Raw genomic sequence first — 26,872 nt, 5'->3', positions numbered from 1 at the left:
GGACGCCCCCCATGTGCCGCCCGCGCGGAACCCGGTCTTCGCGGGGTCAGCAGGCCGCCCGGGGGAGGTCGCAGACCTTGACCGTCATCTTCTCGGCCTGGGCGATCAGGCCGCGGAAGCGCTTGATGGGCAGGCTCTTGGTGGGAAAGCCCGACTCGCCGACGACGTAGACCGTGGCTCCTCGCCGTACGACCACCGCGTGCTCGCCGTTCTCGAAGAAGCGGCCTCCCGCCCGCAGCCCCTCGTCGCCCACCGCGAGCGGCTTGGTGAAGTAGCGGTAGCGGTGGTAGCCCTTGCCCACGTCCGCGCAGCGCGCGAGCTCGGCCCGCAGCCCGCGCATCGCCTTCTTCGCGTGCCTCACGTCCTTGTAGACGACGAGCTGCTCGTACTTCATCCGGTCCTCGGAGCTGTAGCCGAGCGTCCGCGCCGCGATCCGCCCGCCGTCCCACGCCTTCTTGCGGAAGCAGGGGTTGAGCTGGATCTGGCGCTTGGTCGAGTCGCTCGTCGTGTACGTCTCCCACGCCTTCGCCGGCGGGTGCGACTCCATGAACAACATGCCCTTCGGCAGCCCGCTTCCCCCGCCCAGCATCGTCGCGGCGGTGACCACGGCCAGTCCCATCTGGAACACCAGAACCTCCCCCATAGTGGCAACAATTCATGAGATGTCCGACACCCCGGTTTCGTTCGGATATATCAGGACTTGTTGCCGTGATGGGGTGATGATGCAGGCATGGCAAGGGCGATCGAACAACCCGTCCCCGGCATCATGGTGGGCCACGGCCTGCCCGACTTCCCGAAGGGCTTCACCGCCATCGGGCATCCCGCCTGGACGACGTTCCTGACGGACCCGTTCGCCAAGGGCTTCCCGGAGCTCGCCCTGCGCACCGCCCTGCACGGCCACCTGCTGGCCCGGCTCGGCCCGCTGACCGCGGCCAACCACGCCACGCACGCGGCGCCCGGCGGCGACCGCGGGATCGCCGAGGCCGGCGCGCTCGGCCGGTCTTCCGCGTGCCCAACCCGGAGGACCGGCTGTTCGTCAACGCCGAGCACGCGCCGCTGTTCCACGAGAGGGGATGGTCGGTGCCGCCGCTGTGAGGGGTGGGGCTAGCCCTACCGGACAGGCGCACACCAAGCCCATGTCGCGGATCGGTCCCCGGTCAATACCGTGGAGGACATGACAGTCCCCCGCCCCTGGTCGGCTCGGGCCTGGCTGGACACCGCCCACGTGATGACCGGCCCTCCGGTCGCCGCGGTCCTCGCCGGTCTGACCCTCGTGCTGGCCGTGGCTCCGCCCGCGCTGCGCCGGAGCGTGCCGTGGTTCACCCGGGTGCAGCGCTCCCGGTTCGCGGCCTTCCACGGCGCCCGCATCCCACCGGTGCCGTCACCGGCCTCCTGGCGCAGCCACAGCACGTGGCGGCAGATCGGCTACCACCTGCTCTCCCCCGTGGTGAGCGGCCTGTGCGCCGTCATCGTGGCCGCCGCGTGGGGAGGGGCCGTGGTCGGCCTGACAGGGTTCACGCAGCCGGCCATGCAGCCGCAGCCGCTGGAGTTCACCTTCGACCTCAGGAACCCGGCCGTGGCCGCGATCTACTTCCTGGCCGGGGCGGCGCTGCTGCTGCTGGCGCCGATCCTGGCCCGGGCCATGGCCTCGCTCGACCTGGCGGTGGCCCGCGCGCTGCTCGGCCCCAGCCGCGACGAGCTGGGCCGGCGCATCGAGACGCTGACCGAGAGCCGCGCCGGGATGATCGACGCGGCCGACGCCGAACGCCGCCGCATCGAGCGCGACCTGCACGACGGCGCCCAGCAGCGGCTCGTCTCGCTGGCGATGAACCTGGGACTGGCCCGCGCCACGCTGACCGACCTGCCCGAGCCGGCCCGCGAGGCCATCGAGCGGGCCCACGAGGAGGCCAAGCAGGCGCTGAAGGAGCTGCGCGACTTCGTCCGCGGCCTGCACCCCGCCGTCCTCAACGACCAGGGCCTGGACGCGGCGCTCTCCGGCGTCGCCGCGCGCGCCCCCCTTCCGGTGCGCCTGCGCGTCGACATCGAGCGGCGCACCTCACCCACGATCGAGGCGGTGGCGTTCTTCACCGTGTCCGAGGCGCTGACCAACATCGCCAAGCACGCCGCGGCGACCCGGGCCGAGGTGACCGTGCGGCGCGAGGGCGACCGGCTGCGGCTGCTCGTCTACGATGACGGCCGCGGCGGGGCAACGCTCGACGGCGGCACCGGGCTGCGCGGCCTGTCCCAGCGGATCCGCTCGGTGGACGGCACCCTGCGGCTTACCAGCCCGTTCGGCGGGCCGACGACGATCGAGGTGGACCTGCCGTGCGAGTAGTGCTTGCCGAGGATTCCGTGCTGCTGCGCGAGGGGCTGATCAGGCTGCTCGACGCGGCCGGCATGGAGGTGGTGGCGGCGGTGGCCGAGGCCGAGGGCCTGCTGCGCGCCGCCGAGGAGCACGAGCCCGAGCTGGTGATCACCGACGTGCGGATGCCGCCCACCCACACCGACGAGGGGCTGCGGGCCGCGCTGGTGCTGCGCCGCCAGCGGCCCGGCCTGGCCGTGCTGGTCCTCTCGCAGTACGTGGAGGAGCGCTACGCGGCCCAGCTGCTGGCCTCGGCGACCGGCGGCGTCGGCTACCTGCTCAAGGACCGGGTGGCCGACGTGGCCGAGTTCGTGGACGCGCTGCGCAGGGTGGCGGCGGGCGGCACCGCTCTCGACCCGGAGGTGGTCGCCCAGTTGCTGCTGCGGGGCCACAGCGACCCGCTGGACCGGCTGACGCCCCGGGAGCGCGAGGTGCTCAAGCTGATGGCCGAGGGCCGCTCCAACGCCGGCATCGGCCAGGAGCTGGTGCTCAGCGAAGGTGCGGTCGGCAAGCACATCGGCAACATCTTCACCAAGCTCGACCTGTCCCCCGCCGAGGGCGACCACCGGCGGGTGCTGGCCGTCCTGCGATTCCTCAAGATCAGGAGCTTGGCATGAGGAAGCTCTGGCTGACCCTGGGCGCCGTGGCGACGGCGTTCACCCTGGTGGGTTCCACCGTCGGCCTCTGGCACGCGTTCGCCGAGGCGCAACCACCGAAGGAGTCCACCCGCAGGTCCATCCCCTTCGAGCTGGCCAAGCTCAAGCTCGAGGCCGAGCGGGGCAACGTGAGCCTCCAGGTCCTGCCGGGCGAGGCCGGGGAGCTCGTACTCGAACGGATGCTGCGGTGGTCGGCGGACAAGCCCGCGGTCACCGAGGACTGGGACGGGCGGACCTTACGGTTGAGCGCGGTCTGCCCCGGCTCCGACCGGTTCGACCCGCCGCTCTGCCAGGCCGACTACCTCCTGCTCGTGCCCCCCGAGACGGACCTCGAGATCGCCACCGTCAACGGCGGGCTCGGCGTGAGCCGGGTCCACGGCGACGTGCGGGCGACCTCCGTCTCCGGCCCGGTGCACATCGAGGACACACGGGGCGACCTGTGGGTCCGCAGCGGCTCGGGCGACGTCCGGGCCGACGGGCTGACCGGCTACCACGTCGACGTGGAGGTGGGGTCGGCCAGGGTGGAGCTGTCGTTCCGGGCGTCGCCGTCCGAGGTCAGGGCCGTCGCCAGGGCGGCCGGCGACGTGGACGTGTTCGTGCCCTCCGAGCTCACCTACGACGTGACGACCGACGCCCTGCGGATCGACGTCAACGTCCTGACCGACAAAGAGTCGCCAAGGAAGATCACCGCGGGGACACCTGACGGGGTGGTCTTCCTCTGCTGCCGATGAGCTCCGGGCTTGGCGGGCTGTTTACTCTTGTGACTCGTTGGTAGGTTCCCGGCATGGAGTCTGCGAAGCACGCCGGTGACGCCGCCGTCGCCGTGTCCAAGGCCTATGGCGTCGAAACCATGTTCACCCTCTCCGGAGGTCACGTCTTCCCGCTCTACGACGGGGCGGTGCACGAGGACATGCGCATCCTCGACGTACGCCACGAGCAGAGCGCGGTGTTCGCCGCCGAGGCCACGGCCAGGCTGACCAGGAAGCCCGGCCTGGCCGTCCTGACCGCCGGGCCGGGCATCACCAACGGGGTCAGCGGCGTCGCAACGGCCCACTTCAACGGCTCACCGGTGGTGGTGATGGGCGGTCGCGCGCCGCAGTCCCGCTGGGGCAGCGGCGCCCTGCAGGAGATGGACCACCCGCCGCTGCTCGCCCCGATCACCAAGCTGGCGTTCACCTCCAGCGGCGCCGAGTCGATCGGCCAGGACGTCGAGTCGGCCTTCCGCACGGCCGTCGCGCCGCACCGGGGACCGGTGTTCCTCGACTTCTACATGGACCACCTGTTCGCCCCCTCGCCCGTACACGATGTCAAGACGCAGTCGCCGTCGCCGCTGGAGCCCGACCCCGACGCGCTGCGCGACGTGGCCCGGCTGATCGCCGAGGCCGAGCGGCCGGTGCTGGTCTACGGCTCGGACGTGTGGATGGACCGGGCCGAGGAGGCCGCCCGCGACTTCGCGGAGAGCTGGCGGCTGCCGGTCATCCCCAACGGCCAGGGACGCGGCATCCTGCCCGCCGGCCACGAGCTGCTCGTCACCCGCGCCCGCGGCCTCGCCTTCGCCCAGGCCGACCTGGTCATCGTGGTGGGCACCCCGCTCGACTTCCGCCTCGGCTACGGCTGGTTCGGCGGCAAGGACGGCGCCCCCCTGGCCAAGGTGGTGCACCTCGCCGACGCGCCGTCGCAGCTGGCCACGCACATGCGGCCGGTCGCGTCCGCCGCGGGCGACCTGTCCGTGGTGCTCTGGAGCCTCGGCACCGCGTGCGGCGAGGCCGGAGTGAAGCCGGAGCGCTACGCCGGCTGGGTGACCAGGCTGGCCGACACGGCCGCCGCCGCCATCGCCGGCGACGCCGAGCTGCTGGCCTCCGAGAGCGACCCGATCCACCCGATGCGCATCTACGGTGAGCTGGGCAAGGTGCTCGCGGACGACGCCGTGGTCATCGGCGACGGCGGCGACTTCGTCTCCTACGCGGGCAAGTACGTCGAGCCCAGGCAGCCGGGCAACTGGCTCGACCCCGGCCCCTACGGCTGCCTCGGCACCGGTCTCGGCTACTCGATCGCGGCCCGCCTGGCCAGGCCGTCCTCGCAGGTGGTGCTGCTGCTGGGCGACGGCGCGGCGGGGTTCTCGCTGATGGACGTCGACACCCTGGTGCGCCACCGCCTCCCGGTCGTCATGATCTGCGGCAACAACGGCATCTGGGGGCTGGAGAAGCACCCGATGCAACTGCTGTACGGCTACGACGTGGCCGCCGAGCTGCAGCCGCAGTGCCGCTACGACCAGGTGGTGACCGCGCTCGGCGGCGGCGGCGAGCTGGTCACCAAGCCGTCGGAGATCGGGCCGGCGCTCCGCCGCGCGTTCGACTCCGGGATCCCCTACATGGTCAACATCGCCACCGATCCGCAGATCGCCTATCCCCGCAACACGACGGGCGTCTGACGCGCTACTACTTCCCGGCCGTCTGGGTGGCGGTCGGGGTCGGAGTGGCCGAGGGGCACGTCCCTGCGGGGATCAGGACCAGCTTGACCTTCTTCTTGATGTCGAACATCGTGCCCCCGTTGGGGAAGGACTGGCCGACCTTGAGGCACTCGGCGGGCACCTCGCCCCGGGTCTGGTCGTCGATCTCGATCTTGAAGCCGGCGGCGTGGATGAGCATCTGCGCCTCGGAGTAGGGCAGCTCGACGACGCGCGGCACTTCCCTCTTCACGACCGGCGTGGGGGACGGGGAGGTGGACGGCGACTTGTCGGTGGACGGCGTCGGCGAGTGCGTGGGGGTCGGAGTGCGGGACGGCTCCCGGCTCTCCTCGGGCTCGGCTTCCTGCCTGACGGTCGGCACCTGGGAGGACGGCTTGATGCTGGGGCGCCTGCCCCGCGAGGTGGTGGGCGTGGGCGTCTTGATCTTTCCGGACGCGGCGATGTCAGAGGTGGTCATCGTGGGGGCCGGGTCGTCGCCGGTGGTCATGCCCGTGAGGGCCACCGCGCCCGCGCCCACGCCGAGCACCACCGCGGCGGCGAGGCCGGCGACGAGGCCGCCCCTGCGGCGCACCTTGGCCGCGCGCCTGCTGCCCTGCCTGGGCCCGGCTAACGTCGTGTTCGGGGCGGGCGCCTGCTGAGCCCCTGTCTGGTAGGCCTCCACCGGCGGCGCCATCGTGGCTCCGGTGGACGGCGGCAGCGCGGCGGGCAACTCGCCGGCGGCGATCTGGCGAGCCATGTCGCTCATCGCCTTGGCCGTCGGGTAGCGCCGCGCGGGATCCTTCGACAGCGCGCACTCCACCAGCGCGCGCACCGGCGGGGGGACCTCGGCCGGCAGGGGCGGAGGTGCTTCGCGAATGTGCTTGAGCGCGATCGTGACCGCGCTGTCGCCGTCGAACGGCCGCTGCCCCACGAGGCACTCGTACGCCACGACGCCGAGCGCGTAGATGTCGACGGCCGGTGTCACCGGCGCGCCCTCGGCCTGCTCCGGCGCGCAGTAGGCGGCCGTGCCGAGCACCATGCCCGCGTCGGTGAGCCGGTTGGCCAGGTCGGAGCGGGCGATGCCGAAGTCGGTCAGCACCAGCGTGCCGTCACGCTGCACCAGCAGGTTGCCCGGCTTCACGTCGCGGTGCACGATCCCCCGATCGTGCACCGCCTGCAGCGCCGAGGCCGCCTGCGCGATCAGCTCCATCGCGGGCTGCGGGGGGATCCTGCCCAGCCGCGCCAGCAGCCTGTCGAGCGGCTCCCCGTCGACGAACTTCATCACCAGGTAAACGGTGTCGCCGCTCACCCCGTAGTCGTAGACGTCCACCACACCCGGATGGTTGATCGTCGCCATCGCCCGCGCCTCCGCCTGGAAGCGCGCGACGAAGCCGGGATCGTCCATGCGGCCCGGGAGCAGCACCTTGACGGCGACGGTGCGGGCCAGGACGATGTCCTCGCCTCTCCACACCTCGCCCATGCCACCGGCGCCGATGCGGGTATCCAGGCGATACCGCCCCGCCAGCGTCGTCCCTTGGGCCACCATGACTCCCCCGTTACCCCCCTACCTCTCCGAACTCTGCAACCCCAAGAATCTCAAGAAAGCGAACTTGTGTCGCGGCAAGGTAACGCAGAGGTCACGGAACTCCGAGAGTGTACGACCCCGCCCGTCTCACATGCCACTCAAATGCCACAAGCCGTACAAAGCCTATCCTGCGGCCTTGTGGCGATACTTGTCCCCGTTTCCAGAAGATCAGGGCCCATCCTTCCCATGCCACACCGTCCACCCCACAGGCCCTGCCTCCCGTCAGAGCCCACAACGATCACAGTAGGCTGACCGCATGAAGCTCGCTCCGGGTCTCCGCTCCCAGTTGCTCATCATGGTCGAGAAGGAAGACACGGCTCGCATGGTCGGCAGCGGTGATGTCCCGGTGCTCGCCACCCCACGCCTGCTGGCGGTCGCCGAGATGGCCACCGTCGAGGCCCTGCGCCCCCACCTGGCCCCCGGCCAGACGTCGGTCTGCAACCGGGCAGAGCTCCAGCATCTGGCTCCGAGCCCGATCGGCACCCACGTCGAGTTCACCACCGAGCTCACCGAGACCGACGGCAGGCGGCTGGTCTTCGCCTTCGAAGCCCGCGACCGGCACAAGGTCGTCGGCCGGGGCACGATCGAGCGCGTGGTGGTCGACCGAGCCGCCTTCATCGAGCGCGCTACTCGATGACGGCGATGAGGTCGCCTTCCTGGATCACGTCGCCCTCTTTCACCCTGAGCTGAGCGATCACACCGTCGTCCTCCGTCAGGACCGGGATCTCCATCTTCATCGACTCGAGGATGACCAGCGTGTCGCCGTCGGAGACCGTGTCCCCCTCCTTGACGACGACCTTCCAGACATTGGCCACCATCTCAGCTCGCACCTCAGCCACCGCGACTCCCCTCTCTCAGTGATCTAACGTTCAGTGATCTGACGTTCAGTGATTCAACAATGTCATGTCGCTACGCGCGCATCCGCCCGACCAAGCCGGTGTCGTAGTCGCCCGAGCCGAACTCCGGGTTGTCCAGCAGCTCGGCGCAGAAGGGCAGGTTGTTCTTCGGCCCCTCGACGGCGAACTCCGCGACCGCCCTGCGCGCCTTGGCCAGCGCCTCGGCCCGGCTGGCCGCGTGGACGCAGAGCTTGGCCATGAGCGGATCGTAGAACGGCGTGACCATATCGCCCTCCGCGTAGCCGGAGTCAACACGGACCCCCTCGCCGGCGGGCTCCCGCCACGCGGTGATCTTGCCTGGCCCGGGGAAGAAGCGCTTGGGATCCTCGGCATAGACGCGGAACTCGATGGCGTGACCGCTCGTCGCGGACCGCACCTCGGGGCTCTCTCCGGCCGCGACCCGGAGCTGCAGCTCGACGAGATCGAGCCCGGTGACGAGCTCGGTGACCGGATGCTCGACCTGGAGCCTGGTGTTCATCTCGAGGAACACGAAGTCCTGCCGGTCGGTGTCGACCAGGCACTCCACGGTGCCCGCGCCCAGATAGCCGACCGTCTCGCCGGCCCGCACCGCCGCGGCCAGCATGCTCTCGCGCAGCTCCGGCGTGATGCCGGGCGACGGCGACTCCTCGACCACCTTCTGGTGACGGCGCTGCACGGAGCAGTCACGCTCTCCGAGCGCCACGACCCGGCCGTCGGGCAGGCCGAGGATCTGCACCTCGACGTGACGGGCCCGCTCGATGAAGCGCTCCAACAGGATCGCGGGGCCCGCCGGCGCGTCGCCCTCGCCGCCCGCCGCTCCCGCGAACCTGGCCGCCGCCCTCGCCGCCTGTTCGTACGCCTTGACCAGGCCCTCCTCGTCATGGGCGACGCTCATCCCGATGCCACCGCCGCCGCCCGCGGTCTTGACCATGACCGGGAAACCGATCTCGTAGGCCGCCTTGAGCGCCAGGTCGAGATCGGTCACGGGCTCGCGGGTGCCCGCGGCCACCGGCACGCCGGCGGCCTCCATCAGGTTTCGGGCGTTGATCTTGTCGCCCATCCGGGCGATGGCCTCGGGCGCCGGCCCGATCCACACCAGCCCGGCGTCGACGACGGCCTGGGCGAACGCGGCGTTCTCGGCGAGGAACCCGTAACCCGGGTGGATCGCCCTCGCCCCGGTCGCGCGGGCCGCCTGGAGCACCTTGCCGGCGTCGAGGTAGCTTCGCGTGGGGTCGGCCGGGCCGAGGAGCACCGCCTCGTCGGCCTCGCGCACGAAAGGCAGCCCGGTGTCGGCCTCGGAATGGACGGCGATGGCGCGCAGCCCCATCTGCTTGACCGTGCGGATGATCCGTCGTGCGATCTCGCCTCGGTTGGCGATCAGGACGGGTCCGAGCGTCTCAATAGGCACGCCGCCAACACTACGGCGCGAAAGGGGCCCACCCCTTTCCCTCTAAACCACCGATCCGGAGAGCGCGATCTGTAGGAATCCCACAATTGTGAGCCGCGAGAAACCCGGTAGCGGCCTGCCACTTCTCACGGTTTCGCCATATGTCAAGGCCATGTATCACAGACGGTGGACGGCGGTGTAGCGGTCGGCCACGCGAGCCAGCGCCTCGATGGCGGCCGGGTCGTAGGCGGTGCCCGCCCCCAGGCGCAGCCGTTCGAGCGCGGCGCCCGCCCGATCGCGGTCGGTGGACCCGCCCACCAGGTCGTCGTAGGCGTTGGCGACCTTGATGATACGGCTCGACAGCGGCGGGTCGGACGCGACCGGATCGCACTGCCGCCGGACCAGGTCGGCCACCCGGTCGAGCACCCCGGTCTGTTTGATCACCGCGGCGCCCAGCTCGGCGATGCGGCGTGCCTGCTCGGGATCGGTGAGCACGGTGGCGCCCCCCGGAATGGGGTCACGCAGCGACAGCTGGCCGATGTCGTGCATCAGAGCCGCGTACTCGAGCTCCAGGAGCTCCGGCTCGGCCATGCCCAGCTCCCTGCCGACGGCCACCGCCAGGCGGCTCACCCGGCGCGAGTGGCCGGGCTCGACGTAGCCGCCCACCTCGGTGACGCGCGACAGGGCGCGTACGGTCTGCAGGTAGGTCGCGCGGATCCCGGCGTACTTGCGGAAGGCCACCTGCGTGACCAGCAGCGGCGCGGCGAAGACCAGCAGCGCCACCAGGTCCATGCTGTGCGTGGCGAGCGCGAGCAGCACGCCCGAGGCGCCCACGGCGGCGCCGAGCGGGAACGCCATGTTGATCTCGTCGCGCACCGCCACCCTGAACGCCGTGCGCACCTGCTCGGCTCTCAGCAGCGCCGCGATCAGCACGTCGACGAGCAAAGAGAGCGCGATCAGGACGATCATCACGGCGAGCGCCGGCCACCAGGTCTCGGTCGGCGGCCTGGTGAGCAGGTAGAGCGGATCGACCAGCGGCCGGAAGGCGAACGCGAGCAGGGCGCCCGTCAGCAGGCGGCGGGCCATCGCGTCGAGGCGCGGCGGGCGGCCGACCGCCAGGTGGGGCAGCGCGCCCGCGATCATCCCGACCGCGATCACGGCCACCACCTGGAGCGCCGAGTGGCGGAGCTGGTGCTGGCTGAGGTCGAGCAGCAGCGTGTAGCCGAGGGCGGCGGCGGCGCCGATGGGCGCGACCTCCCTGTTGCCCGGCATGGTCAGCCTGGCCAGCTCACCGACCGCGATCAGCGCGCCGAACCCGACCGCGATCTCGGGATGGTCCAGCCCGACGGCGGCCGTGTGCGCGACGCCCGCCACGGCCACCAGCCCCGCGGCGCAGATGAGCAGCAACTGCCCCGAGTCGAGCCCCCGGAAGGCGCGTGTCACGGCCCGCTCACCACTTCGATCGGCATGGTCGGGTCGTCGTGGTCCTTGGTGGGCTTGTCGTCGGCCTCGGGAGGCGGCAGGTCGACCCGGCGGGGCGGCTGCCACGGCCGGCGTTCGAGCGCCCGGACGAAGGCCGTCACCATCACCGGGTCGAAATGGGTGCCCGCGCACTTGTGCAGCTCCTCGACGGCCACCTCGACGGGCCGAGCGCCCCGGTAGGAGCGGTCGGAGGTCATCGAGTCGAACGCGTCGGCCACCGCGATCACCCGGGCGAACTCGGGGATCTCGTCACCGGCCAGGCCCATCGGGTAGCCAGTGCCGTCGTGGCGCTCGTGATGGTGCATGATCCCGGCGTAGGCCTCGTCGAGGAAGTCGATGCCGCGCACGATCTCCAGCCCGCGCATCGGGTGCAGCTGGATCGCGGCGAACTCCTCCTCGGTGAGGGGCCCGTCCTTCTGCAGCACCTTGGTCGGCACGCCGAGCTTGCCCACGTCGTGCAGCATGCCCGCGTAGCCGATGGCGCGCAGCCGCTCCAGCCCCATGCCGATCTCCTGGGCGATCATGGTCGAGGCGGCCGAGACCCGGGTGCAGTGGCCCCTGGTGTAGTAGTCCTTCGTCTCCACGGCCTGACACAGCGCGGCGATCGTGGCGTCGTACGAGCGCTGCTGGGCGTGATACTGGCCGAACGCCCAGCGCGCCACGAACAACGGCAGCAGCACCAGCACGGCGGAGATCGACTGCACGGTCGCCCACAGCCCGGCCACCAACAGCCCGAACGTGCCGTAGCCCAGGTAGGACAGCAGGAACTGGACCATGCCGCGCATCGGCACCTCGACGCGCCCCGCCCTGGTCGCCAGCCGGATCATGGTCAGCGTGAGCACGATGTTGAGCGGCACGAACACGGTGGTCGCCGCGACGTAGGGGCCGATGAGATCGTCGAAGGCGTTGACCTTGGGCACTCCCGACTCGCCGCCCAGCCACGCGTAGACCAACCCGGCCGCGTAACCGCAGATGGCGAACTGCGCCCCGTTGAAAAGCCTCTTGATCAACGGCAGGCCCGGCCGCACGCTCAGCGTCGCGGTGAACCCCACCACCGCCGCGCCCTCGGGACCGATCAGCACCACGGCGGCCAGCGCGGCCGAGAAGCTGACCGACACCGCGAACTGCTCCACGTTGAGCAGCGTCGGCATCGACTCGCAGACCAGGAACAGCAGAGCGAGCACCAGCAGGGTGCCCAGCTCCGTCGTGGCCACCGGACGCTCGGAGAGGAACAGGCTGTGCCCGAGGAGGGCCGTCGCCGTGCCGATGACGACGACCAGGTAGACCTTCGCAGGCCACGGCAGATCACGCATTGCGGCCCCCTACGGGTAGCTCAGGTCCACGACACCCCGGGCGGGAAGATCGCCTCGCCACCCCCGGCCAGCACCAGCATGACGGGGACGACCAGCACCATGACCGTGATCAATCGCGTGATCATGACCTTTGACATCCGCTTGCCTCCAGGTCGAGTCCTGGAGGTCACGCTACAGAAGACGGCCTCGTCGCACCGGCGGAGTCACGAATCGCAAGCAAAGCGTAATCAAGCCACTACCTGCGGCGACTTCTGGCCCACTCGACGGTGTTCTTCAGGCCGGTGGACAAATCGGTGCGCGGCTCCCAGCCGAGCCCCTCGTAGGCGGGCACCGGGTCGACGGCCATGGCGGGCAGGTCGCCCGGCCGGGGCTGGGCGAACCCCGGCTTGTCGGGGGCGCCGGCCGCGTCGGCGACCAGCGAGTGGAGCCTGCGGTCGGGCGTCTGGATGCCGGTGCCGAGGTTGAACCTGCGGCCGTCGCCGCCCGAGCCGCAGGCCTTGACGAAGCCGTCGACCACGTCGTCGACGTAGACGTAGTCGCGGGTCTGGGTGCCGTCGCCGTAGAGGATCGTGGGGGTGCCGCCGAGCAGGCCGTCGGTGAAGATGGCCACCACCCCGGCCTCGCCCTCGGGCGACTGGCGCGGGCCGTACACGTTGGAGAGCACGAGCGTGGTGTATTCGATGCCGTGCAGCGCGCGGAACGCCGCGAGGTAGATCTCGCCGCTCAGCTTGGAGGCCGCGTAGGGCGAGCGCGGATCGGTGGACGCGTCGCCGGGCACCGGGATCGTGGCCGGCCGGCCGTAGACCGCGACGGACGAGGCGAACACCACCTTACGGGCGCCGCCCTCGTGGGCCGCGGTGAGCACCGACGCGGTGCCCTCGACGTTGACGCGGGCGTCGTGCACCGGATCGGCGACGCTCCGGCGGACGCTGATCTGCGCGGCCAGGTGGCAGATGACCTCGGGCCGCGCCTCGGCGGCGAGCCTGATCATCGCCGGGTCGAGGACGTCGAGGACCTCCAGCCGGAAACGGTCATGGGTCGACGCCTGGGCGAGGTTGTCACGGTCGCCGGACGACAGGTCGTCGACGGCCACCACCTCATGGCCTTCGGCCAGCAGGCGGTCGACGAGATTGGAACCGATGAACCCGGCACCACCGGTGACAAGGACGCGCATGGTGGAGATCCTAGTCGGAGAGCTCGGCCCTCACCTGCGCGATGCGGGCCAGCACCTTGGCGCGCAGGTCACCTGGCACGGGGTCGCAGCCGCAGTGCTTGGCCACCAACTGCTTGACCACCTTGTCGAGGTCGTATTCCTTCAGACATGGGTCGCACTCGTCGAGATGCACGCGTATGTCGCTCACATCGCCCTCGGTGAGCTCCCCGTCGATGTACGCGTAGACCTTGTCCAGCACTTCGCGACAGTCGGTGTCGTGCGGCTTGCCACAGCTCATTTGGATCCCTCCGTCGGGACCAGGCCACGCTCGCGAGCATAGTCCTCAAGGTGTGCCCGCAACTGCCTTCGTCCACGGTGCAGCCTCGACATCACGGTGCCGATCGGAGTGCCCATGATGTCGGCGATCTCTTTGTACGGGAACCCCTCGACGTCGGCCAGGTAGACCGCGATCCTGAACTCCTCGGGAAGGGCCGCGAGCGCCTCCTTGATGTCGCCGTCGGGGAGATGCTCCAGCGCCTCGACCTCGGCCGACTTCAGGCCGCTCGACGTGTGCGACTCGGCCCGCGCCAGCTGCCAGTCCTCGATCTCCTCGGTGCCCGACTGCTTGGGCTCGCGCTGCTTCTTGCGGTAGCTGTTGATGAAGGTGTTGGTCAGGATCCGGTAGAGCCAGGCCTTGAGGTTGGTGCCCTCCTGGAACTGGTGGAACGACGCGAACGCCTTCGCGAAGGTCTCCTGCAGCAGGTCCTCCGCGTCTGCTGGATTCCGGGTCATCCGGAGCGCGGCGGAGTAGAGCTGCTCGAGGAAAGGCATGGCTTCGCGCTCGAACCGCTCACTTCGCTGTTCCAGAGTCTCCGCGCCTGTCGCGGGCACCGGGCCCACCCCCCTAAGATCACCGGTGGCCGACTGTGGCGGTACACCGTATTCAGGGGAGAATACCCGCTTGTCAGCGACCGGCCGGCCACTGGGGAGGGGGTCGAGCAATGAGAGCATGCTCGTCGCAACACGCTCGCGCCATCGTCTGTTCCCGCAAGATAGAAGGTGACGAACGACCCGGTGCGGGGAAAACCATACGTACCGGCTGGTAGCCATTTCCCGGAACCCAGGAGTCGCGTGTGCTGCCCATTCCGGCCGAGGAACTGAACGGCTCAGGGACGCTCGGACCGTACTGGAACTTCTACCGCGCGGTCGTCGCCGAGCAGTTGAGCCGCTGGCTACCCGGCGAGCCCTCCGTGGTACTCGATCTGTCCGGCGGACGCGGGCGCTGGTCCGGCCAGGCGGCCCGGGCCGGGCATCGGGTGATCGAGCTGCTCGACTTCCGGCGCACCGTCGACGCCCAGTCCCGGCTGCGCGACGCCGGCCGGGTGCGCCACGTACGCGCCGACGACCTGTCGTTCCTGCCCGACGAGAGCGTCGACGCGGTGGTCGCCGAGGAACGCGCGATGTCGATCGAGCTCATGTCCGAGTCGGTGATGAGCGACGTGGCGCGCGTGCTGCGGCCGGGCGGCCGGACCCTCGTCTGCGTCGACTCGCTGGTGCTGGGCATGGCGATCCTGGCCGAGCAGGGCCAGTGGCAGCACCTGCGGCAGACCGGCGAGGTCATGCTGGTGCCATGGCCCGACGGCAGCATCACGCGGTGCTTCAGCAGCGGCCAGCTGCGCGAGCTGCTGATGGGCGCGGGGCTCGAGGTCGAGTGGATGCGCCCGCGCACGGTGCTGTCACCCTCGACCGTCGACCACGTGCTCGGCTCCGACAGCAGAGCGCTCACCTGGCTGGTGCGCACCGAGCTCGAGGCGCACCCCGACGACGACGACACGGTCGGCATCCATCTCGTCGCGAGCGCGCGCAAGGCCTGACGCGGGCGAGTCCTAGCGCCGGCGTTCGCGCTTCCCCTGGCACTGCACGCACCGCGCGGCCTCGGGACGTGCTTCGAGCCGGCCCTCCGGCACCGGCTTGCCGCAGTCGACGCAGTTGCCGTAGGAGCGGTCGTCGAGCCGTTTGAGCGCGTCGACGACCGCCCGCCGCTGCGCGGTCGCGACGGTCAGCATGGCCTGGGCCCGGTCGGCGTCGGTCAGATCTGAACCCGCGTCGGCCGCGGAATACTCGCGGACCGCGACGGGGTCGCCCTGCAGCACCCCGATCGACCGGTCCAGGTCGGCGAGCATCTTCTCCAGCCGTTCACGAGCGGTCGTGACATCCACGAATCCGCACCTCCGGGTAAAGGAATGCAAACCGCGGCGAGATTCCCCGGTGGTCCCGCCCGGCGCAAGAGGGGGCAATGTGTATGGCGGTGACTCCGAGTGCACGGACGCATCGCTTTCCTCACCGGATGCCCATTTGAAGCTGGTTTTAACCTTCAGAAAAGAGGGCTTTCCTCCTGGGGAGGGAGGGGTTTGATGAGGTCCGGCCCGTTGTTGCGGACATTGTTGACGTCCGTGGAGACCGGCACCGCGGTCAGCCGCCCGGGATCGGCCGGCACCAGCAGCTCCGAGGCCTGCGCCGTGTCGGTCAGCTTGGGATCGAGCCACTCGGCCCAGCGCTCGCGCTCGATCATCATCGGCATCCGATCGTGAATGCGCCCCAGGTCGTCCTCGGCGTCGGTGGTGATGACGGTGCAGGTCACCAGCCACTTCAGCGGGTCGTCGTCGGCGCGCGACGGATCCTTCCAGAACTCGTACAGGCCCGCCATCGCCAGCACCCCGCCGTCGGCGGGATGGATGAAGTAGGGCTGCTTCTTCTTCGCCTGCTTGCCCGCGCCCTCCGCCGCCACCGGCATCCACTCGAAGTAGCCGTCAGCGGGCAGCAGGCACCTGCGCTTGGCGAACGCCTGCCGGTACGACGGTTTCTCGGCCACCGTCTCGATCCTGGCGTTGATCATGCGCGACCCGACCGACGGGTCCTTCGCCCAGGCGGGGACCAGGCCCCACTTCACGATCCGCAACTGCCGCACCGCCCGCTCGGCGTCCTTGGGCACCCGGCTGAGGACGGCATAGACGTTCTTGGTCGGCGCGACGTTGTAGTCGGGACCCAGCTCCTTGCCGGGGTCGCCGTCGAGCTCGACCTGGAACTCCTCCAGCAACTCGTGCTTCTTGCGCGCCGAGGCGTATCTACCGCACATGACCCCACACTGCCACGTACGGCTTTCGCTCGCGTGTGCCCGCCACGACCTACCCGTGGACGGGGTCGTCGTCCACAGGCCGGGGCCGGGCGTACCGGCTGCCAGTAGGCTTTGACCATGGCTTCAGCACCGCATTGGCCCGCACCGACCGCGACCGCTCCTGTCGTCGCGTCCGTCCGCCTGCCCGGCTCCAAGTCGGTGACCAACCGCGCCCTGGTGCTCGCCGCGCTGGCCGACGGTCCCGGCACCGTACGCCAGGCGCTGCGCAGCCGCGACGCCGACCTCATGGTCGCGGCCCTGCGCGCCCTGGGCGCGACGCTGGAGGCCACCTCCGAGACGCCCGCCGCCGTCGACTGGCGGGTGACCCCGGGTCCCATTCGGGGCGGGGCGAGCATCGACGCGGGCCTGGCCGGCACGGTCATGCGCTTCGTCCCCCCGGTGGCGGCGCTGGCGGACGGCCCGGTGTCGTTCGACGGCGACCCCCATGCCCGCAAGCGCCCGATGGGCCCCATCCTCGACGCGCTGCGCGCCCTGGGCGCCCACGTCGACAACGACGCCCTGCCGTTCACCATCCGCGGCCCGCTCTCGGGGGGCGAGGTCACGATCGACGCCTCGGGGTCGTCGCAGTTCGTCTCGGGCCTGCTCCTGACCGCGCCGCGCTTCGCGAAGGGCGTCACGATCCGCCACGTGGGCCCGCCGGTGCCGTCCCAGCCGCACATCGAGATGACCGTCCAGATGCTCAGGGCGGCGGGCGTGACGGTCGACGACGGCGACCGTCACGTGTGGCGCGTCGAGCCCGGCCCCATCGCGGCCATGGACCTGACCGTCGAGCCCGACCTTTCCAATGCCGCCCCGTTCCTCGCGGCGGCCATGGTCACCGGCGGCGCCGTCACGATCCCCGGCTGGCCACACCAGACCACCCAGCCCGGCGACACCCTGCGTGAGCTGCTGGCCCGCATGGGCGCCACGGTCCACCTGTCCGGCCACCCGTCCGGCCACCCGTCCGGCGCCTCCGAGGCGGCCGGCGGCCCGCCGGCCGCGGGCTCCGGCCCGCTCACGGTCACGGGCACGGGCCGGGTGCACGGGATCGACGCCGACCTGCGCGAGGTGGGCGAGCTGACTCCGACCATCGCCGCCCTGGCCGCCCTGGCCGATTCGCCGAGCTGGATCCGCGGTGTCGGCCACCTGCGCGGCCACGAGACCGACCGCCTCGCCGCCCTGGTCACCGAGATCAACCGGCTCGGCGGCGACGCCGAGGAGACCGACGACGGCCTGATCATCCGCCCGCGCCCCCTTCACGAGGGCGTCTTCCACAGCTACGACGACCACCGCATGGCCACGGCCGGCGCCGTCATCGGCCTGGCGGTCCCCGGCATCGAGGTGGCCAACATCTCGACCACGGCCAAGACGCTGCCGGAGTTCGTCCAGATGTGGACGGCCATGCTGGAATCCCGATGACGTGGCGGCGCCCGACGACCATGGGCGGTTCGCGGGTCCGTGGAGCGGCGCGTGACGGCGGTGGAGCGGCGCGCGGCGGTGCGGGGGCCGGCCAGACGGGTAAGTGTGGGGTCGGGAGCCACGGGCATGTGCGGCCCGCGGGCGAGGCAAGCTATCGCATGGGAGTAGGCCGCTGAGAAAGCGGGAGTATGACGAGGACGACGTGCGGGTCAGGCCGGGCAAAGGATCACGGCCCCGGACCCGGATCCGTCCTGCGCATGAGGACGCCGTCCAGGGGTTCGTGGTGGCCGTCGACCGCGGCCGCTACACCACGCTGGTCGAGCCGGAGCGGCCGAAGGGGTCGGCGCAGAAGCGCAAGCAGCCGCAGCGGCGGCTGGTCGTCGCGATGAAGGCGCGCGAGCTCGGCCGCAAGGGCATCGTGGTGGGCGACCGGGTGGCCCTGGTGGGCGACGTGTCCGGCGAGCCCCACACACTGGCCAGGGTCGTACGGGTGGAGCCGCGCACCTCCATGCTGCGCCGTTCGGCCGACGACACCGATGACACCGACGGCATCGAGCGCCCGGTCGTGGCCAACGCCGACCAGCTGGTCATCGTCACCGCGCTGGCCGACCCGACGCCCCGGCCGCGCATGATCGACCGGATCCTGGTCGCCGCGTTCGACGCCGAGATCGACGCGCTGCTCTGCCTCACGAAACCCGACCTCGCCCGCCCCGACGAGCTGGTGGCGCTGTACGAACCACTCGGTGTCCCGCACGTGATCGTGCACAAGGGCGGCCCGCTCGACGAGCTGCGCGAGCACCTCCAGGGGCGGATCAGCGTGCTGGTCGGCCATTCGGGCGTGGGCAAGTCCACCCTGGTCAACGCCCTCGTCCCCGATGCCAACCGTGCCGTGTCGCAGGTCAACGCGGTGACGGGCCGCGGCCGGCACACCTCCACCTCGGCGGTGGCGCTGGAGTTGCCCGAAGGCGGCTGGATCATCGACACCCCCGGCGTGCGCAGCTTCGGCCTGGCCCACGTCTCGGTCGAGACCGTCCTCGCCGGCTTTCCCGACCTGGTCGAAGGCACGGTCGACTGCCCGAAGGGCTGCACTCACCTGGGCGACGGCTGCGCTCTCGACGCCTGGGTGACGGCCGGCCACGCCGGCCGCGTCCGCCTCCAGTCCCTGCGCCGCCTGCTGGCCAGCCGCGACGGCATCCCCGACGACTCCTCCTGATCCACTGCTGGGCTTCGAGGAGTTCTTCACCGCCGACGGGCTCCGGCGCCTCGCCACCCCAGTGCTCCGCAGCGCGAACCCGCTCGGCCGTGCACGCCCCTCACCGGACGGTCGCGGGCCTCCATCACGAGTCCGCGACCCATGAGAGGGGGTTCGCCGACCCGGCACGAGCCGATCCATCCGCCCGAACGGCCGGCCCTCGCGACGCCGAGACGGGCTCCGGTGGTCAGCGGGTGTTGGGGCGCAGGGTCCAGCCGACGGTCAGGCTGGAGACGACGACGCCCTCGGCGTTCGTGACGTCCACGGCGACGTCGAACTCCGGGCGCTCACCCGCGTCCAACTGGGCGATCACGTCGTCGCGTGAGGCCAGCAGGCGCCCTTCGGCGACCACTTCGCCCATGGCGGGTTTGCGGTAGTGGATCGTGGCGGTCGTGGTCATCGGGACCGCCCGGGACAGCTGGTCTCCGAGGGCCGACAGCATGGCCGCCCCCGAGGCCGACTCGGCGAGCGTGAACAGGGCGCCCGCGTGCGGCCCGCCGAGATGGTTGTGCAGGTCGGTACGGTCGGGGAGCCGGCAGACGGCCCGGCCGTCGCCGACGTGGTCGAACGTGATGCCGAGAGTCCGGGCGAAAGGGACCGCTTGGAGCAGGAAATCGCCGACGTCGAGTGACATGCCAGACATGCTACTGGCGAGTAACCGGAAGTGCCTCACCAGAAAGGGGCGAGGCCGCACTGATGCTCGGCATACCCGGCACGATAGCGTGGCTGACCGTGCAGGGTTATACCGATGATCTACGCCTCGCGCATGTCATGGCGGACGCCGCCGATGACCTGACCTTGCGACGGTTCAAGGCGGTCGACCTCAAGGTCGAGACCAAGCCCGATCTGACCCCGGTCAGCGATGCCGACCGAGCCGTCGAGGAGGCGATCCGCGGCACGCTTCGGCGAGCGCGCCCACGTGACGCGGTCGTCGGCGAGGAGTTCGGCCGCACCGGCTGGGGCGCCAGGTCATGGATCATCGACCCGATCGACGGCACCAAGAACTACGTGCGCGGCGTGCCCGTGTGGGCGACGCTGATCGCGCTCATGGAGTACGGCAAGGTCGTCGTCGGCCTGGTGTCGGCCCCGGCCCTCGGGCGACGCTGGTGGGCGGCGGCCGAAGGCGGAGCGTGGACCGGCAAGAGCCTGACCAAGGCGACCCGGATGCACGTGTCGTCGATCGGCACGCTGGGCGACGCGTCGTTCTCCTACTCGAGCTTCGGCGGCTGGGAGAAGACCGGCAGGCTCGACAACTTCCTCGACCTGGGCCGCGCCTGCTGGCGCACCAGGGCCTACGGCGACTTCTGGTCACACATGATGGTCGCCGAGGGCTCGGTGGACGTGTCGGCCGAGCCGGAGTTGTCGCCGTGGGACATGGCGGCGCTCACGGTGATCGTGGAGGAGGCCGGCGGCGTCTGGACCGATGTCGCCGGAGTGCCGAGCCTGGAGGGCGGCAGTCTGGTCTGCACCAACGGCCTCCTGCACGACGAGGTGCTCAGCCGCCTGAACGGCTCCGCTCGTTAGCGAGAGGCCCGTCTCGCCGGGTCAGCAGGTCGGCCCGGGGCCTGGAGGGCGGCCGTGGCGGCGTCCACCTCCCGCTCACCGGCGATCGCGCTCGCGTCGTCCTCCACCCGGGTGGGCAGTCCCGGGCCGCGTGACGACTGCCCCTCCCAGGTGGAGTTGCAGAGCTCGACGGCCGAGCCGAAAGCGGGCTTGGCCATGGTGATCGTGGTCTCGCGGCCGTCGCCCGACTCGGCGGCCACCCCGGAGCGGGCCGCGGTCCACGGGTAGACGCCGCGATGGACGAACTCGACGGCGCCGGGGCTTCGCCGGCTCTGCGGGGCGGCGCTGTCGGCGACGTAGCCGGTCGCGGTCATGGTGGCCGCGCCGGACAGGCCGTCGATGGAGGCCCGCTCGGCCCGGCGGCCGTCTAGAGCTGGCGCGTGTCCAGCGGGCCGACGTCGGCCACCCAGATGCCGCCGTCCTCCCACCAGCCGGTGATCTCGCGGCCGCCGCCGAGCACGACCTCCTCCTGCTCGGCGGTGCTGTGTCCACGCGCCTGGGAGACGATCCGGCCGGAGTCGGCCTCGCCGAACTCCAGTGGAGTGGTCAGCGTGTACGTGCCACCGCCCAGGTGGACGACAACGTCTCCGGCCAGCCGGCGCGCCGCCGATCGGGCCCGGTTGAGGCCCGCGAACGGACGCTCCGGAGTGCCCGATCACGCATCGTCACCAGCAGGCGAGACGTGGAGGTGGAACACGGCAGCCCTCTCTTTGTTGTTTATGGCGCACACGTAGTATTACGACATAAACCCGGAAAGGGCGTTCATGAGAGGCAGGGTCGGAAACCCCGATCACGGGGGCGAGCTGCTGTGGCGAGGCTCCGACACGGAGCCGCGGCCGGGCCTGAGTCTGGCCAGGATCGTCCGCGCGGCCATCGAGGTGGCCGACGCCGAGGGGCTGGCCGGGCTGTCCATGCGCAAGGTCGCCGACCGGCTCGGCTTCACCACGATGTCGCTCTACCGCCATGTCCCCGGCCGCGACCAGCTCATCGACCTCATGCGCGACGCAGTCATCGGCGAACGCCCCTTGATTCCTCCCGTGACATCCTCGGACACGACACCCGGAACGGCGCCTCCCGGAACGAACCTCGGGCCAAATCCTGGAACAGATCCCGAGACGAATCCCGAGACGAATCCCGGAACAGATCTCGAGACGGCGGTCCCCGCGACCGACCCCAGAACGGACTCAGACACGACCCCCGGGACGGTTCCCGGGACGGACACTGCGACCGTTCCCGCGGACACCGCGACGGTTCCCGGGACGGAAACCGCGACGGACACAGCGACGGTCGGCTGGCGGGCCATGTTGGAGGCCTACGCGCGTGAGTCGTGGGAGCTGCGCAGGCGGCACCCCTGGCTGGCAGAGGTGCGCGGCAGCCGCCATCTGCCGGGACCCAACGGCATCGCCCACTACGAGCGCATGCTGAGCGCGGTCCGGGACACCGGCCTGACCCCTGCCGAGATGATCGCCGCGGTGGGCCTGGTCGGCCGCTTTCTCGACGCCGAGGCCCTGCTACTGGTGGAGGCCGCCCGGCGGCAGCGCGAGAGTGGCGTGAGCGAGGAGGAGTGGCGGAGCTCCCGCGACTCGCTCTTCGAACGGCTCGACCGGTACCCGACCCTCACCTACCTGTGGGAGGCCGGCGGCTACGACCCGCCCGAGGATTCCTTCGAGTTCGGCCTGGCGCGGATCCTCGACGGCATCGAGTTGCTCATCCACCGACGTGACGAAATTCGTGACGAAACTTGTCGGATATGCGGCAAGCCGGTGAAAGCATCCGTCTCGGGACGCCCTCGCAAATACTGCTCGCACGCCTGCCGCCAACGCGCCTACCGGCAGCGCGGCCCCGCCTGATCACGGACCCAGGGCTACGTCCCACCTAATCACGGCCCTGCCTGAGCCTGATCACAGCCCTCCTGATCACAGCCCTCCTGATCACGGACCTGCCTGATCATGGGGCCTACCTGATCACAGCCCTGCCTGATCACAGCCCTCCTGATCACAGCCTTGCCCGATCATGGACCTGCCTGATCACGGGGCCTAACTGATCACAGGTCCTACCTGATGACGCCCCGCCTGGTTTACAGCGCCAGCACTCGTCCGACCGCCGCCATGAGACCGCCCCGGTACGTCTCTCCGTAGAGGACCACGTGTACGAGCAGCGGATGCAGCTGGTGCAAAGGGACCCGCTCCTGCCAGCCCTCGGCGAGCGGACTCTCCTCCTGGTACGCACCGAAGACCCGATCCTGGTACGGCACGCCGAACAGGGCCAGCATGGCCAGATCCGTCTCCCGGTGGCCACCGTGCGCCGCGGGATCGATGAGGACGCCGGAGCCGCCCGACCAGAGCACGTTGCCGCTCCACAGGTCGCCATGGATGCGGGCAGGAGGCTCCGGCGGCCCGGCGACCTCGGCGAACCGGTCCACTGCCTGCTCGATCAGCCGCACGTCGGCCGAAGGGAGCCTCGCCTGCCGTACGAAGGGCAGAACTCGGCGAGTGGCGTAGAACTCCGGCCAGTCGTCCGCGGGCGTGTTGTCCATCGGCAACTCGGCGATGAAGCCGGGCCAGGGCGCGCCGAAGGCGGGCGCCCCCGCACGGTGCAGCCGGGCGAGGTCGCGCCCGAATCGTCCGGCGGTCTGCGCGGTGGGCCGTTCGGAGTCCACCCACGTCAGCACGAGCCGGTCACCGGTGACCTCGATCACCTCCGGGACCGCGATCGCCTCGCCCAGCCAGCGCAGCCCGGCGGCCTCGGAGGCGAACACCTCGGAAGCGGCCCCGGTCTTGGCGAACACCTCACGCCCGTCCTCCATCACGCCACGCCGCAGCCGCCAGCCGTGGGACGAGCCGAGGTCCTCAGTCGATCTCATCGGCGATGTGCTTGGCGATGCCCTCGGACGCGACACGGACCAACTCCAGCACCTCTTCGAAGCCCTCGGTCTCGCCGTAATAGGGATCGGGCACCTCCGCACCTTCTGGCGCGTTGGGGTCGAAGGACAGGAAGAGCCGCACCTCGACCTCGGGTGGCGCCATCCTCTTGAGAACCGCCAGATTGTCCCGGTCCATGGCCAGCACCAGGTCATAACGGTCGAACCAGTCATCGGTGAACTGCCGTGCCCGGTGAGCGGAGCCGTCATAGCCGTGATCGGTCAGGATTCGCAGGGCCCGCGCGTCCATGGGATCACCGGCATGCCAGCCCCCGGTGCCCGCGCTGTCGACCATCACCCGGTTGGCCAGCCCGAACTCGGTGAGCGTGTGGCGCAACACCACCTCGGCCATCGCTGATCGGCAGATGTTCCCCATGCACACGAGGCATACGCGATAACTCATACTCTCCATCATGAGGGGCGCCAGGCATTCTCTACGACACCCCTCCTGGTGCACGACACGCTCGTCCAGCCGCTACGCGGATGCTGTCGCCTGGTCACGTCCGGCATGTCCGGAAAGACGTCATGATCCGCGTGGTAACGCCCTCCACCGTCGCGATGCCCTGGTCGACGTCAGCACTCCCCTCGGAGAGCACGGCGACGGCGTAGTCGTGACCCTGGTCGCGGATCAGCCCGACGGTGACGACGGCCCACCGCTTGGTCGATACGCGCTTCAGCCAGCCGTTCTTCAGTGCCACGCGGTCGCCCTCGCAGGCCGCGGCGCTGACGCCCCAGTCCTGGCCATCGATGACGTCGCTCATCAGCCTGAGAACCTGCGCGCGGTCCTTGGCCGGGAGTGGACCGCTTTCGGACACCAGTGCCCGCATCAAGCGGATCTGGTCGTCCACGGAGCTACGGGTGATGCCCCAGCAGTAGAGGTCGACGCAGGTGCCGGCGATTCCCTGAGTGTCGCGCAGGCCGTACTTCCTGCCCGCCTGGTTGAAGCCGGGGGCGCCGCCGATGCGGAGCCAGAGGCGGTCGGCGGCGTGGTTGTCGCTGTAACGGATCATGAGGTCGGCGTCGCGCCTGACCGCCGCGGAGAGCTCGCGCCACGGAGTTTTGAGGAGGAGCGCCATCAGGATCTGGATTTTGGCGGAGCTGGCGGTGATCAGGAGATCGCCGCGGTGATAGCGGTAGCGTCGGCCGGTGGCGAGATCCTGCACCATGGCGGTGACCCGGCCCGGGCGGCCGGCCAGGAACCCGTCGAGACGCTTGGTGATCTTCTTGGCGGAGATGGGCGGCTGAGGTGCGGTCCGTTCCTCTTTGACCATCTCCATGCTGAGCGGCTGCTCCTGATGCCCCACGGGCGCCGCCCTGGCCGGGGCGGGCGCCTGGGGACGAGCCACCGGCGCCTGCCCGGCCAGCAGCCAGGCCGCCATGGGTAACAGAAGGACGAGCGCCAGGAGGCAGCGTGTCGCCTTCCCCGCGATCATTCATGAATCATCACGACAAAGCGGTGAGGACCGCTAGGCACGTACGGCGAGCAATCTCGCGATCGAGTCGTCGTCGCAGGTGCCCCAGAAGCCACCCACGACGTCCTCCAGATGCTGGAGAGAGTCGGCCCGGAACAACACATCCTGATATTTCGTGATGTCGTAGTGAGTGGTGCCCATCTCCTGGATGTCCAAGGGCCGGATGTCCATTCCCCTGAACTCCTCGATCTCCCCGTACGAGGACAGAATCCCCGCGCCGTACGCCTTGAGCTCCGCGCCTTCCAGCATCACCCCGAATTCCAACGTGAACCAGAACACCTTGGACACGAACTCCAGCGCCTCCACGCTCTCCACCCTCCGCGCGGCGGCCCCGGCCAGGCGGTAGAGCGCCGCGTAGCGGTCACTGGCCAGCGCGTTGGCGTGTCCGATGACCTCGTGGATGACGTCGGGCTCCGGCGTGTAGAAGGGCACGGAATGGTGGCGGATGTACTGGGTCGAGTGGAAGTACCCGTCGGCCAGCACGCCGTAGAAGTCCCGCAACGGCACCAGCCCGGCGGCCGGCAGATAGCGGAATCCGGTCAACGGCTCCAGCAGCCGGCTGACCTCCTCCAACTGCGGAATCCGCGCCTCCGGCAGGCCCAGCCTGGCGGTGCCGGCGAGATACTCGGCCGTGGCATATCGGGCATGCTTGGCAGCCAGTTCCTTGCTGACCAGCGCCCAGATCTCATGCTCCTGCTCGGTGTACTCCGCGAAGGGAATCGGAGTTCCCCTGCGGTGATGCATCGCCAGCCCGGCGATCGCGTTGCGTCGCGCCCGGTACACCGGGTCGGCGAAACCCGGATGCGACGACGCCAGCTCGACCACGACCGAGCCGTCATCCTGCGCCGCAATCGGGGCGAAATACTGTGCTTCCTCGAACATGTCCTAGATAACAGCAACTCCAACGATTCCTGGCAAGAGCGCCCAGTTTCCCTGCACGATACGCTGGGTTTGGTACGGAAAAATTCGCTTTCCCTGGTCGAATCGCACAGCCGAGGAGTAGTGGTGGACGAGCTGGACGCCCGGTTGCTGGTGACCATGCGTGCACACCCGCGCATCGGCCTCACCGAACTCGCCCGAGTGCTGGGCGTGGCGCGCGGGACCGTACAGGCCCGCGTCGAGAAGCTGACCGCCCGAGGAGTGATCGAGGACTTCGGCCCCACGGTCTCACCCGCGCAGGCCGGCTATCCGATCCTGGCGTTCGTATGGTTGCAGATCGCCCAAGGACGGCTGGCCGAAGCCGTGCAGGCGCTACACGCCGTGCCGCAGATCCTGGAGGTGCACGGGACCAGCGGTCAGCACGACCTGCTCTGCCGCGTGGTCGCCAGGAGCACCGACCATTTGCAGGACATCATCGCCCATATCCTCGCCTCGCCGGCCGTGCAACGCACGGACACCACGATCTCGCTCTCCACTCAGATCCCCTACCGCATCGAACCACTCCTGGAAGCACGCTGATCGCCTCGTCCCTTCAAGGCGCTTTCAGGGATCTGCCCCGCACCTGCATTACCGTGAACACAAAAAAGGGGCCCCGCCACCGGAACCCCAAACCAACCACCCGAAAACCCGCGCCCGAGCCCGAGCCCGCCCGCGGCCAACCGGCTGCGGCCCGCCCAACCACAAGCCTGCGGTCTGCCCGCCCGAAACCCACCCGCCCGAAACCCGCCCGAACAAGCCCGACCGGGCCCCGCCCCGAACGGAACCCGACCAAACCCCACCAACCAAGCGAACACGCAGGCAGGTCCGTAAACACAGGGCCGTAAACGCGAGAAGGGCCCCCTAATCCAGGAGGCCCTTCCCACATCAAACGAT

At 70.3% G+C, this 26,872-nt stretch carries 29 protein-coding genes; 12 read left to right on the top strand and 17 right to left on the bottom strand.

All coding sequences use genetic code 11. From position 1 onward, the window contains the following. Positions 1 to 46 precede the first annotated feature (46 nt). The gene (locus AB0C16_RS30110) at positions 47 to 643 is read right to left on the bottom strand and encodes a hypothetical protein (RefSeq protein WP_357687668.1); all 597 of its coding nucleotides are present in this window, start codon (positions 641 to 643) and stop codon (positions 47 to 49) included. 87 nt (positions 644 to 730) lie between these two features. On the opposite strand from AB0C16_RS30110, the gene AB0C16_RS30105 reads away from it, so the two are divergent. The 5 genes from AB0C16_RS30105 (at position 731) to AB0C16_RS30085 (ending at position 5,449) form a co-directional block, all read left to right on the top strand. Next, positions 731 to 1,108, top strand: a complete 378-nt coding sequence (locus tag AB0C16_RS30105; protein WP_357687667.1) for a hypothetical protein — start codon at positions 731 to 733, stop codon at positions 1,106 to 1,108. 66 nt (positions 1,109 to 1,174) lie between these two features. Further along, complete coding sequence (locus tag AB0C16_RS30100) at positions 1,175 to 2,335, top strand: histidine kinase (RefSeq protein WP_357687665.1); 1,161 nt, start codon at positions 1,175 to 1,177, stop codon at positions 2,333 to 2,335. Further along, on the top strand, positions 2,326 to 2,979 hold the full coding sequence (locus AB0C16_RS30095) for a response regulator transcription factor (protein WP_357687663.1): 654 nt from the start codon (positions 2,326 to 2,328) through the stop codon (positions 2,977 to 2,979). Before AB0C16_RS30100 ends, AB0C16_RS30095 begins: the two co-directional genes overlap by 10 nt. Beyond that, positions 2,976 to 3,749, top strand: coding sequence for a hypothetical protein (locus tag AB0C16_RS30090; protein WP_357687661.1), 774 nt, complete (start codon positions 2,976 to 2,978; stop codon positions 3,747 to 3,749). The genes AB0C16_RS30095 and AB0C16_RS30090 overlap by 4 nt, the downstream gene beginning before the upstream one ends. Before the next feature lie 53 nt (positions 3,750 to 3,802). After that, positions 3,803 to 5,449 carry an acetolactate synthase gene (locus tag AB0C16_RS30085; RefSeq protein ID WP_357687660.1) on the top strand — a complete coding sequence of 549 codons (1,647 nt, stop codon included), beginning with the start codon at positions 3,803 to 3,805 and terminating at the stop codon, positions 5,447 to 5,449. A gap of 7 nt (positions 5,450 to 5,456) precedes the next feature. On the opposite strand, the gene AB0C16_RS30080 is transcribed toward AB0C16_RS30085, so the two are convergent. Next, a complete protein-coding gene (locus AB0C16_RS30080) occupies positions 5,457 to 7,010 on the bottom strand; it encodes a protein kinase (protein ID WP_357687658.1) in 1,554 nt (517 codons plus the stop codon). Positions 7,011 to 7,305: 295 nt separating this feature from the next. Here AB0C16_RS30080 and AB0C16_RS30075 point away from each other — a divergent pair, with 295 nt between their 5' ends. Next, entirely contained in the window at positions 7,306 to 7,686 is a 381-nt protein-coding gene (locus AB0C16_RS30075) for a hotdog domain-containing protein (protein WP_357687656.1), read from the top strand. Here the strand turns inward: AB0C16_RS30075 and AB0C16_RS30070 are convergent. The 7 genes from AB0C16_RS30070 to AB0C16_RS30040 form a co-directional block, all read right to left on the bottom strand. Then, a complete protein-coding gene (locus AB0C16_RS30070; RefSeq protein ID WP_357687654.1) occupies positions 7,676 to 7,888 on the bottom strand; it encodes a biotin/lipoyl-binding carrier protein in 213 nt (70 codons plus the stop codon). The two genes, AB0C16_RS30075 and AB0C16_RS30070, sit on opposite strands and share 11 nt — an antisense overlap. A gap of 70 nt (positions 7,889 to 7,958) precedes the next feature. Continuing rightward, on the bottom strand, positions 7,959 to 9,332 hold the full coding sequence (locus AB0C16_RS30065; RefSeq protein WP_357687653.1) for a biotin carboxylase N-terminal domain-containing protein: 1,374 nt from the start codon (positions 9,330 to 9,332) through the stop codon (positions 7,959 to 7,961). A gap of 156 nt (positions 9,333 to 9,488) precedes the next feature. Continuing rightward, on the bottom strand, positions 9,489 to 10,754 hold the full coding sequence (locus tag AB0C16_RS30060) for an HD domain-containing phosphohydrolase (protein WP_357687651.1): 1,266 nt from the start codon (positions 10,752 to 10,754) through the stop codon (positions 9,489 to 9,491). Further along, complete coding sequence (locus tag AB0C16_RS30055; protein WP_357687649.1) at positions 10,751 to 12,106, bottom strand: HD-GYP domain-containing protein; 1,356 nt, start codon at positions 12,104 to 12,106, stop codon at positions 10,751 to 10,753. Before AB0C16_RS30055 ends, AB0C16_RS30060 begins: the two co-directional genes overlap by 4 nt. 235 nt (positions 12,107 to 12,341) lie before the next feature. Further along, positions 12,342 to 13,280 (bottom strand): NAD-dependent epimerase/dehydratase family protein, encoded by a 939-nt coding sequence (locus AB0C16_RS30050; RefSeq protein WP_357687647.1) that lies wholly within the window; start codon positions 13,278 to 13,280, stop codon positions 12,342 to 12,344. A 10-nt stretch (positions 13,281 to 13,290) separates the two neighbouring features. Then, a complete protein-coding gene (gene rsrA / locus AB0C16_RS30045; protein WP_357687645.1) occupies positions 13,291 to 13,557 on the bottom strand; it encodes a mycothiol system anti-sigma-R factor in 267 nt (88 codons plus the stop codon). Further along, the gene (locus AB0C16_RS30040; RefSeq protein WP_357687643.1) at positions 13,554 to 14,150 is read right to left on the bottom strand and encodes a sigma-70 family RNA polymerase sigma factor; all 597 of its coding nucleotides are present in this window, start codon (positions 14,148 to 14,150) and stop codon (positions 13,554 to 13,556) included. The genes rsrA and AB0C16_RS30040 overlap by 4 nt, the downstream gene beginning before the upstream one ends. Positions 14,151 to 14,392: 242 nt before the next feature. Here AB0C16_RS30040 and AB0C16_RS30035 point away from each other — a divergent pair, with 242 nt between their 5' ends. Then, entirely contained in the window at positions 14,393 to 15,133 is a 741-nt protein-coding gene (locus tag AB0C16_RS30035; RefSeq protein WP_357687642.1) for a class I SAM-dependent methyltransferase, read from the top strand. A 12-nt stretch (positions 15,134 to 15,145) separates the two neighbouring features. Here the strand turns inward: AB0C16_RS30035 and AB0C16_RS30030 are convergent, their stop codons facing one another. Continuing rightward, positions 15,146 to 15,478, bottom strand: a complete 333-nt coding sequence (locus AB0C16_RS30030) for a TraR/DksA C4-type zinc finger protein (protein ID WP_357687640.1) — start codon at positions 15,476 to 15,478, stop codon at positions 15,146 to 15,148. Positions 15,479 to 15,633: 155 nt separating this feature from the next. Then, positions 15,634 to 16,395 carry an SOS response-associated peptidase gene (locus AB0C16_RS30025; RefSeq protein ID WP_357687638.1) on the bottom strand — a complete coding sequence of 254 codons (762 nt, stop codon included), beginning with the start codon at positions 16,393 to 16,395 and terminating at the stop codon, positions 15,634 to 15,636. Between the two features lie 117 nt (positions 16,396 to 16,512). Here AB0C16_RS30025 and aroA point away from each other — a divergent pair, with 117 nt between their 5' ends. After that, positions 16,513 to 17,853 (top strand): 3-phosphoshikimate 1-carboxyvinyltransferase, encoded by a 1,341-nt coding sequence (gene aroA, locus AB0C16_RS30020; protein WP_357687636.1) that lies wholly within the window; start codon positions 16,513 to 16,515, stop codon positions 17,851 to 17,853. A 172-nt stretch (positions 17,854 to 18,025) separates the two neighbouring features. After that, positions 18,026 to 19,066: a ribosome small subunit-dependent GTPase A gene (gene rsgA / locus AB0C16_RS30015; protein ID WP_357687758.1), complete on the top strand. Its 1,041-nt coding sequence runs from the start codon at positions 18,026 to 18,028 to the stop codon at positions 19,064 to 19,066. Positions 19,067 to 19,292: 226 nt separating this feature from the next. On the opposite strand, the gene AB0C16_RS30010 is transcribed toward rsgA, so the two are convergent. After that, positions 19,293 to 19,748: a DUF4442 domain-containing protein gene (locus AB0C16_RS30010; RefSeq protein ID WP_357687634.1), complete on the bottom strand. Its 456-nt coding sequence runs from the start codon at positions 19,746 to 19,748 to the stop codon at positions 19,293 to 19,295. An 89-nt stretch (positions 19,749 to 19,837) separates the two neighbouring features. Here AB0C16_RS30010 and hisN point away from each other — a divergent pair, with 89 nt between their 5' ends. Further along, positions 19,838 to 20,629, top strand: coding sequence for a histidinol-phosphatase (gene hisN / locus AB0C16_RS30005; protein WP_357687632.1), 792 nt, complete (start codon positions 19,838 to 19,840; stop codon positions 20,627 to 20,629). Here hisN and AB0C16_RS30000 read toward each other — a convergent pair. After that, entirely contained in the window at positions 20,626 to 20,982 is a 357-nt protein-coding gene (locus AB0C16_RS30000; protein WP_357687630.1) for a hypothetical protein, read from the bottom strand. The two genes, hisN and AB0C16_RS30000, sit on opposite strands and share 4 nt — an antisense overlap. 450 nt (positions 20,983 to 21,432) lie before the next feature. Between AB0C16_RS30000 and AB0C16_RS29995 the strand changes: the two genes are divergently transcribed. Then, positions 21,433 to 22,518, top strand: a complete 1,086-nt coding sequence (locus AB0C16_RS29995; RefSeq protein ID WP_357687628.1) for a TetR/AcrR family transcriptional regulator C-terminal domain-containing protein — start codon at positions 21,433 to 21,435, stop codon at positions 22,516 to 22,518. A gap of 227 nt (positions 22,519 to 22,745) precedes the next feature. On the opposite strand, the gene AB0C16_RS29990 is transcribed toward AB0C16_RS29995, so the two are convergent. The 4 genes from AB0C16_RS29990 to AB0C16_RS29975 all read right to left on the bottom strand — a co-directional run bounded on the left by AB0C16_RS29990 (position 22,746) and on the right by AB0C16_RS29975 (position 25,942). Continuing rightward, on the bottom strand, positions 22,746 to 23,531 hold the full coding sequence (locus tag AB0C16_RS29990; RefSeq protein WP_357687626.1) for a fructosamine kinase family protein: 786 nt from the start codon (positions 23,529 to 23,531) through the stop codon (positions 22,746 to 22,748). Further along, entirely contained in the window at positions 23,518 to 23,991 is a 474-nt protein-coding gene (locus AB0C16_RS29985; RefSeq protein ID WP_357687624.1) for a low molecular weight protein-tyrosine-phosphatase, read from the bottom strand. Before AB0C16_RS29985 ends, AB0C16_RS29990 begins: the two co-directional genes overlap by 14 nt. Before the next feature lie 94 nt (positions 23,992 to 24,085). Then, positions 24,086 to 24,967 (bottom strand): serine hydrolase, encoded by an 882-nt coding sequence (locus AB0C16_RS29980; protein WP_357687622.1) that lies wholly within the window; start codon positions 24,965 to 24,967, stop codon positions 24,086 to 24,088. 87 nt (positions 24,968 to 25,054) lie between these two features. After that, positions 25,055 to 25,942 carry a phenylalanine 4-monooxygenase gene (locus AB0C16_RS29975; protein WP_357687620.1) on the bottom strand — a complete coding sequence of 296 codons (888 nt, stop codon included), beginning with the start codon at positions 25,940 to 25,942 and terminating at the stop codon, positions 25,055 to 25,057. Between the two features lie 123 nt (positions 25,943 to 26,065). Between AB0C16_RS29975 and AB0C16_RS29970 the strand changes: the two genes are divergently transcribed. Then, on the top strand, positions 26,066 to 26,518 hold the full coding sequence (locus tag AB0C16_RS29970; RefSeq protein ID WP_357687618.1) for an Lrp/AsnC family transcriptional regulator: 453 nt from the start codon (positions 26,066 to 26,068) through the stop codon (positions 26,516 to 26,518). The last annotated feature ends 354 nt before the right edge of the window (positions 26,519 to 26,872 follow it).

It is taken from the genome of Nonomuraea sp. NPDC048916 (genome assembly GCF_040649575.1).
In the GTDB taxonomy this organism is placed as follows: domain Bacteria; phylum Actinomycetota; class Actinomycetes; order Streptosporangiales; family Streptosporangiaceae; genus Nonomuraea.
Note: the sequence above shows the minus strand (reverse complement) of the source record. Positions and strands in the feature narration are given on the sequence as shown.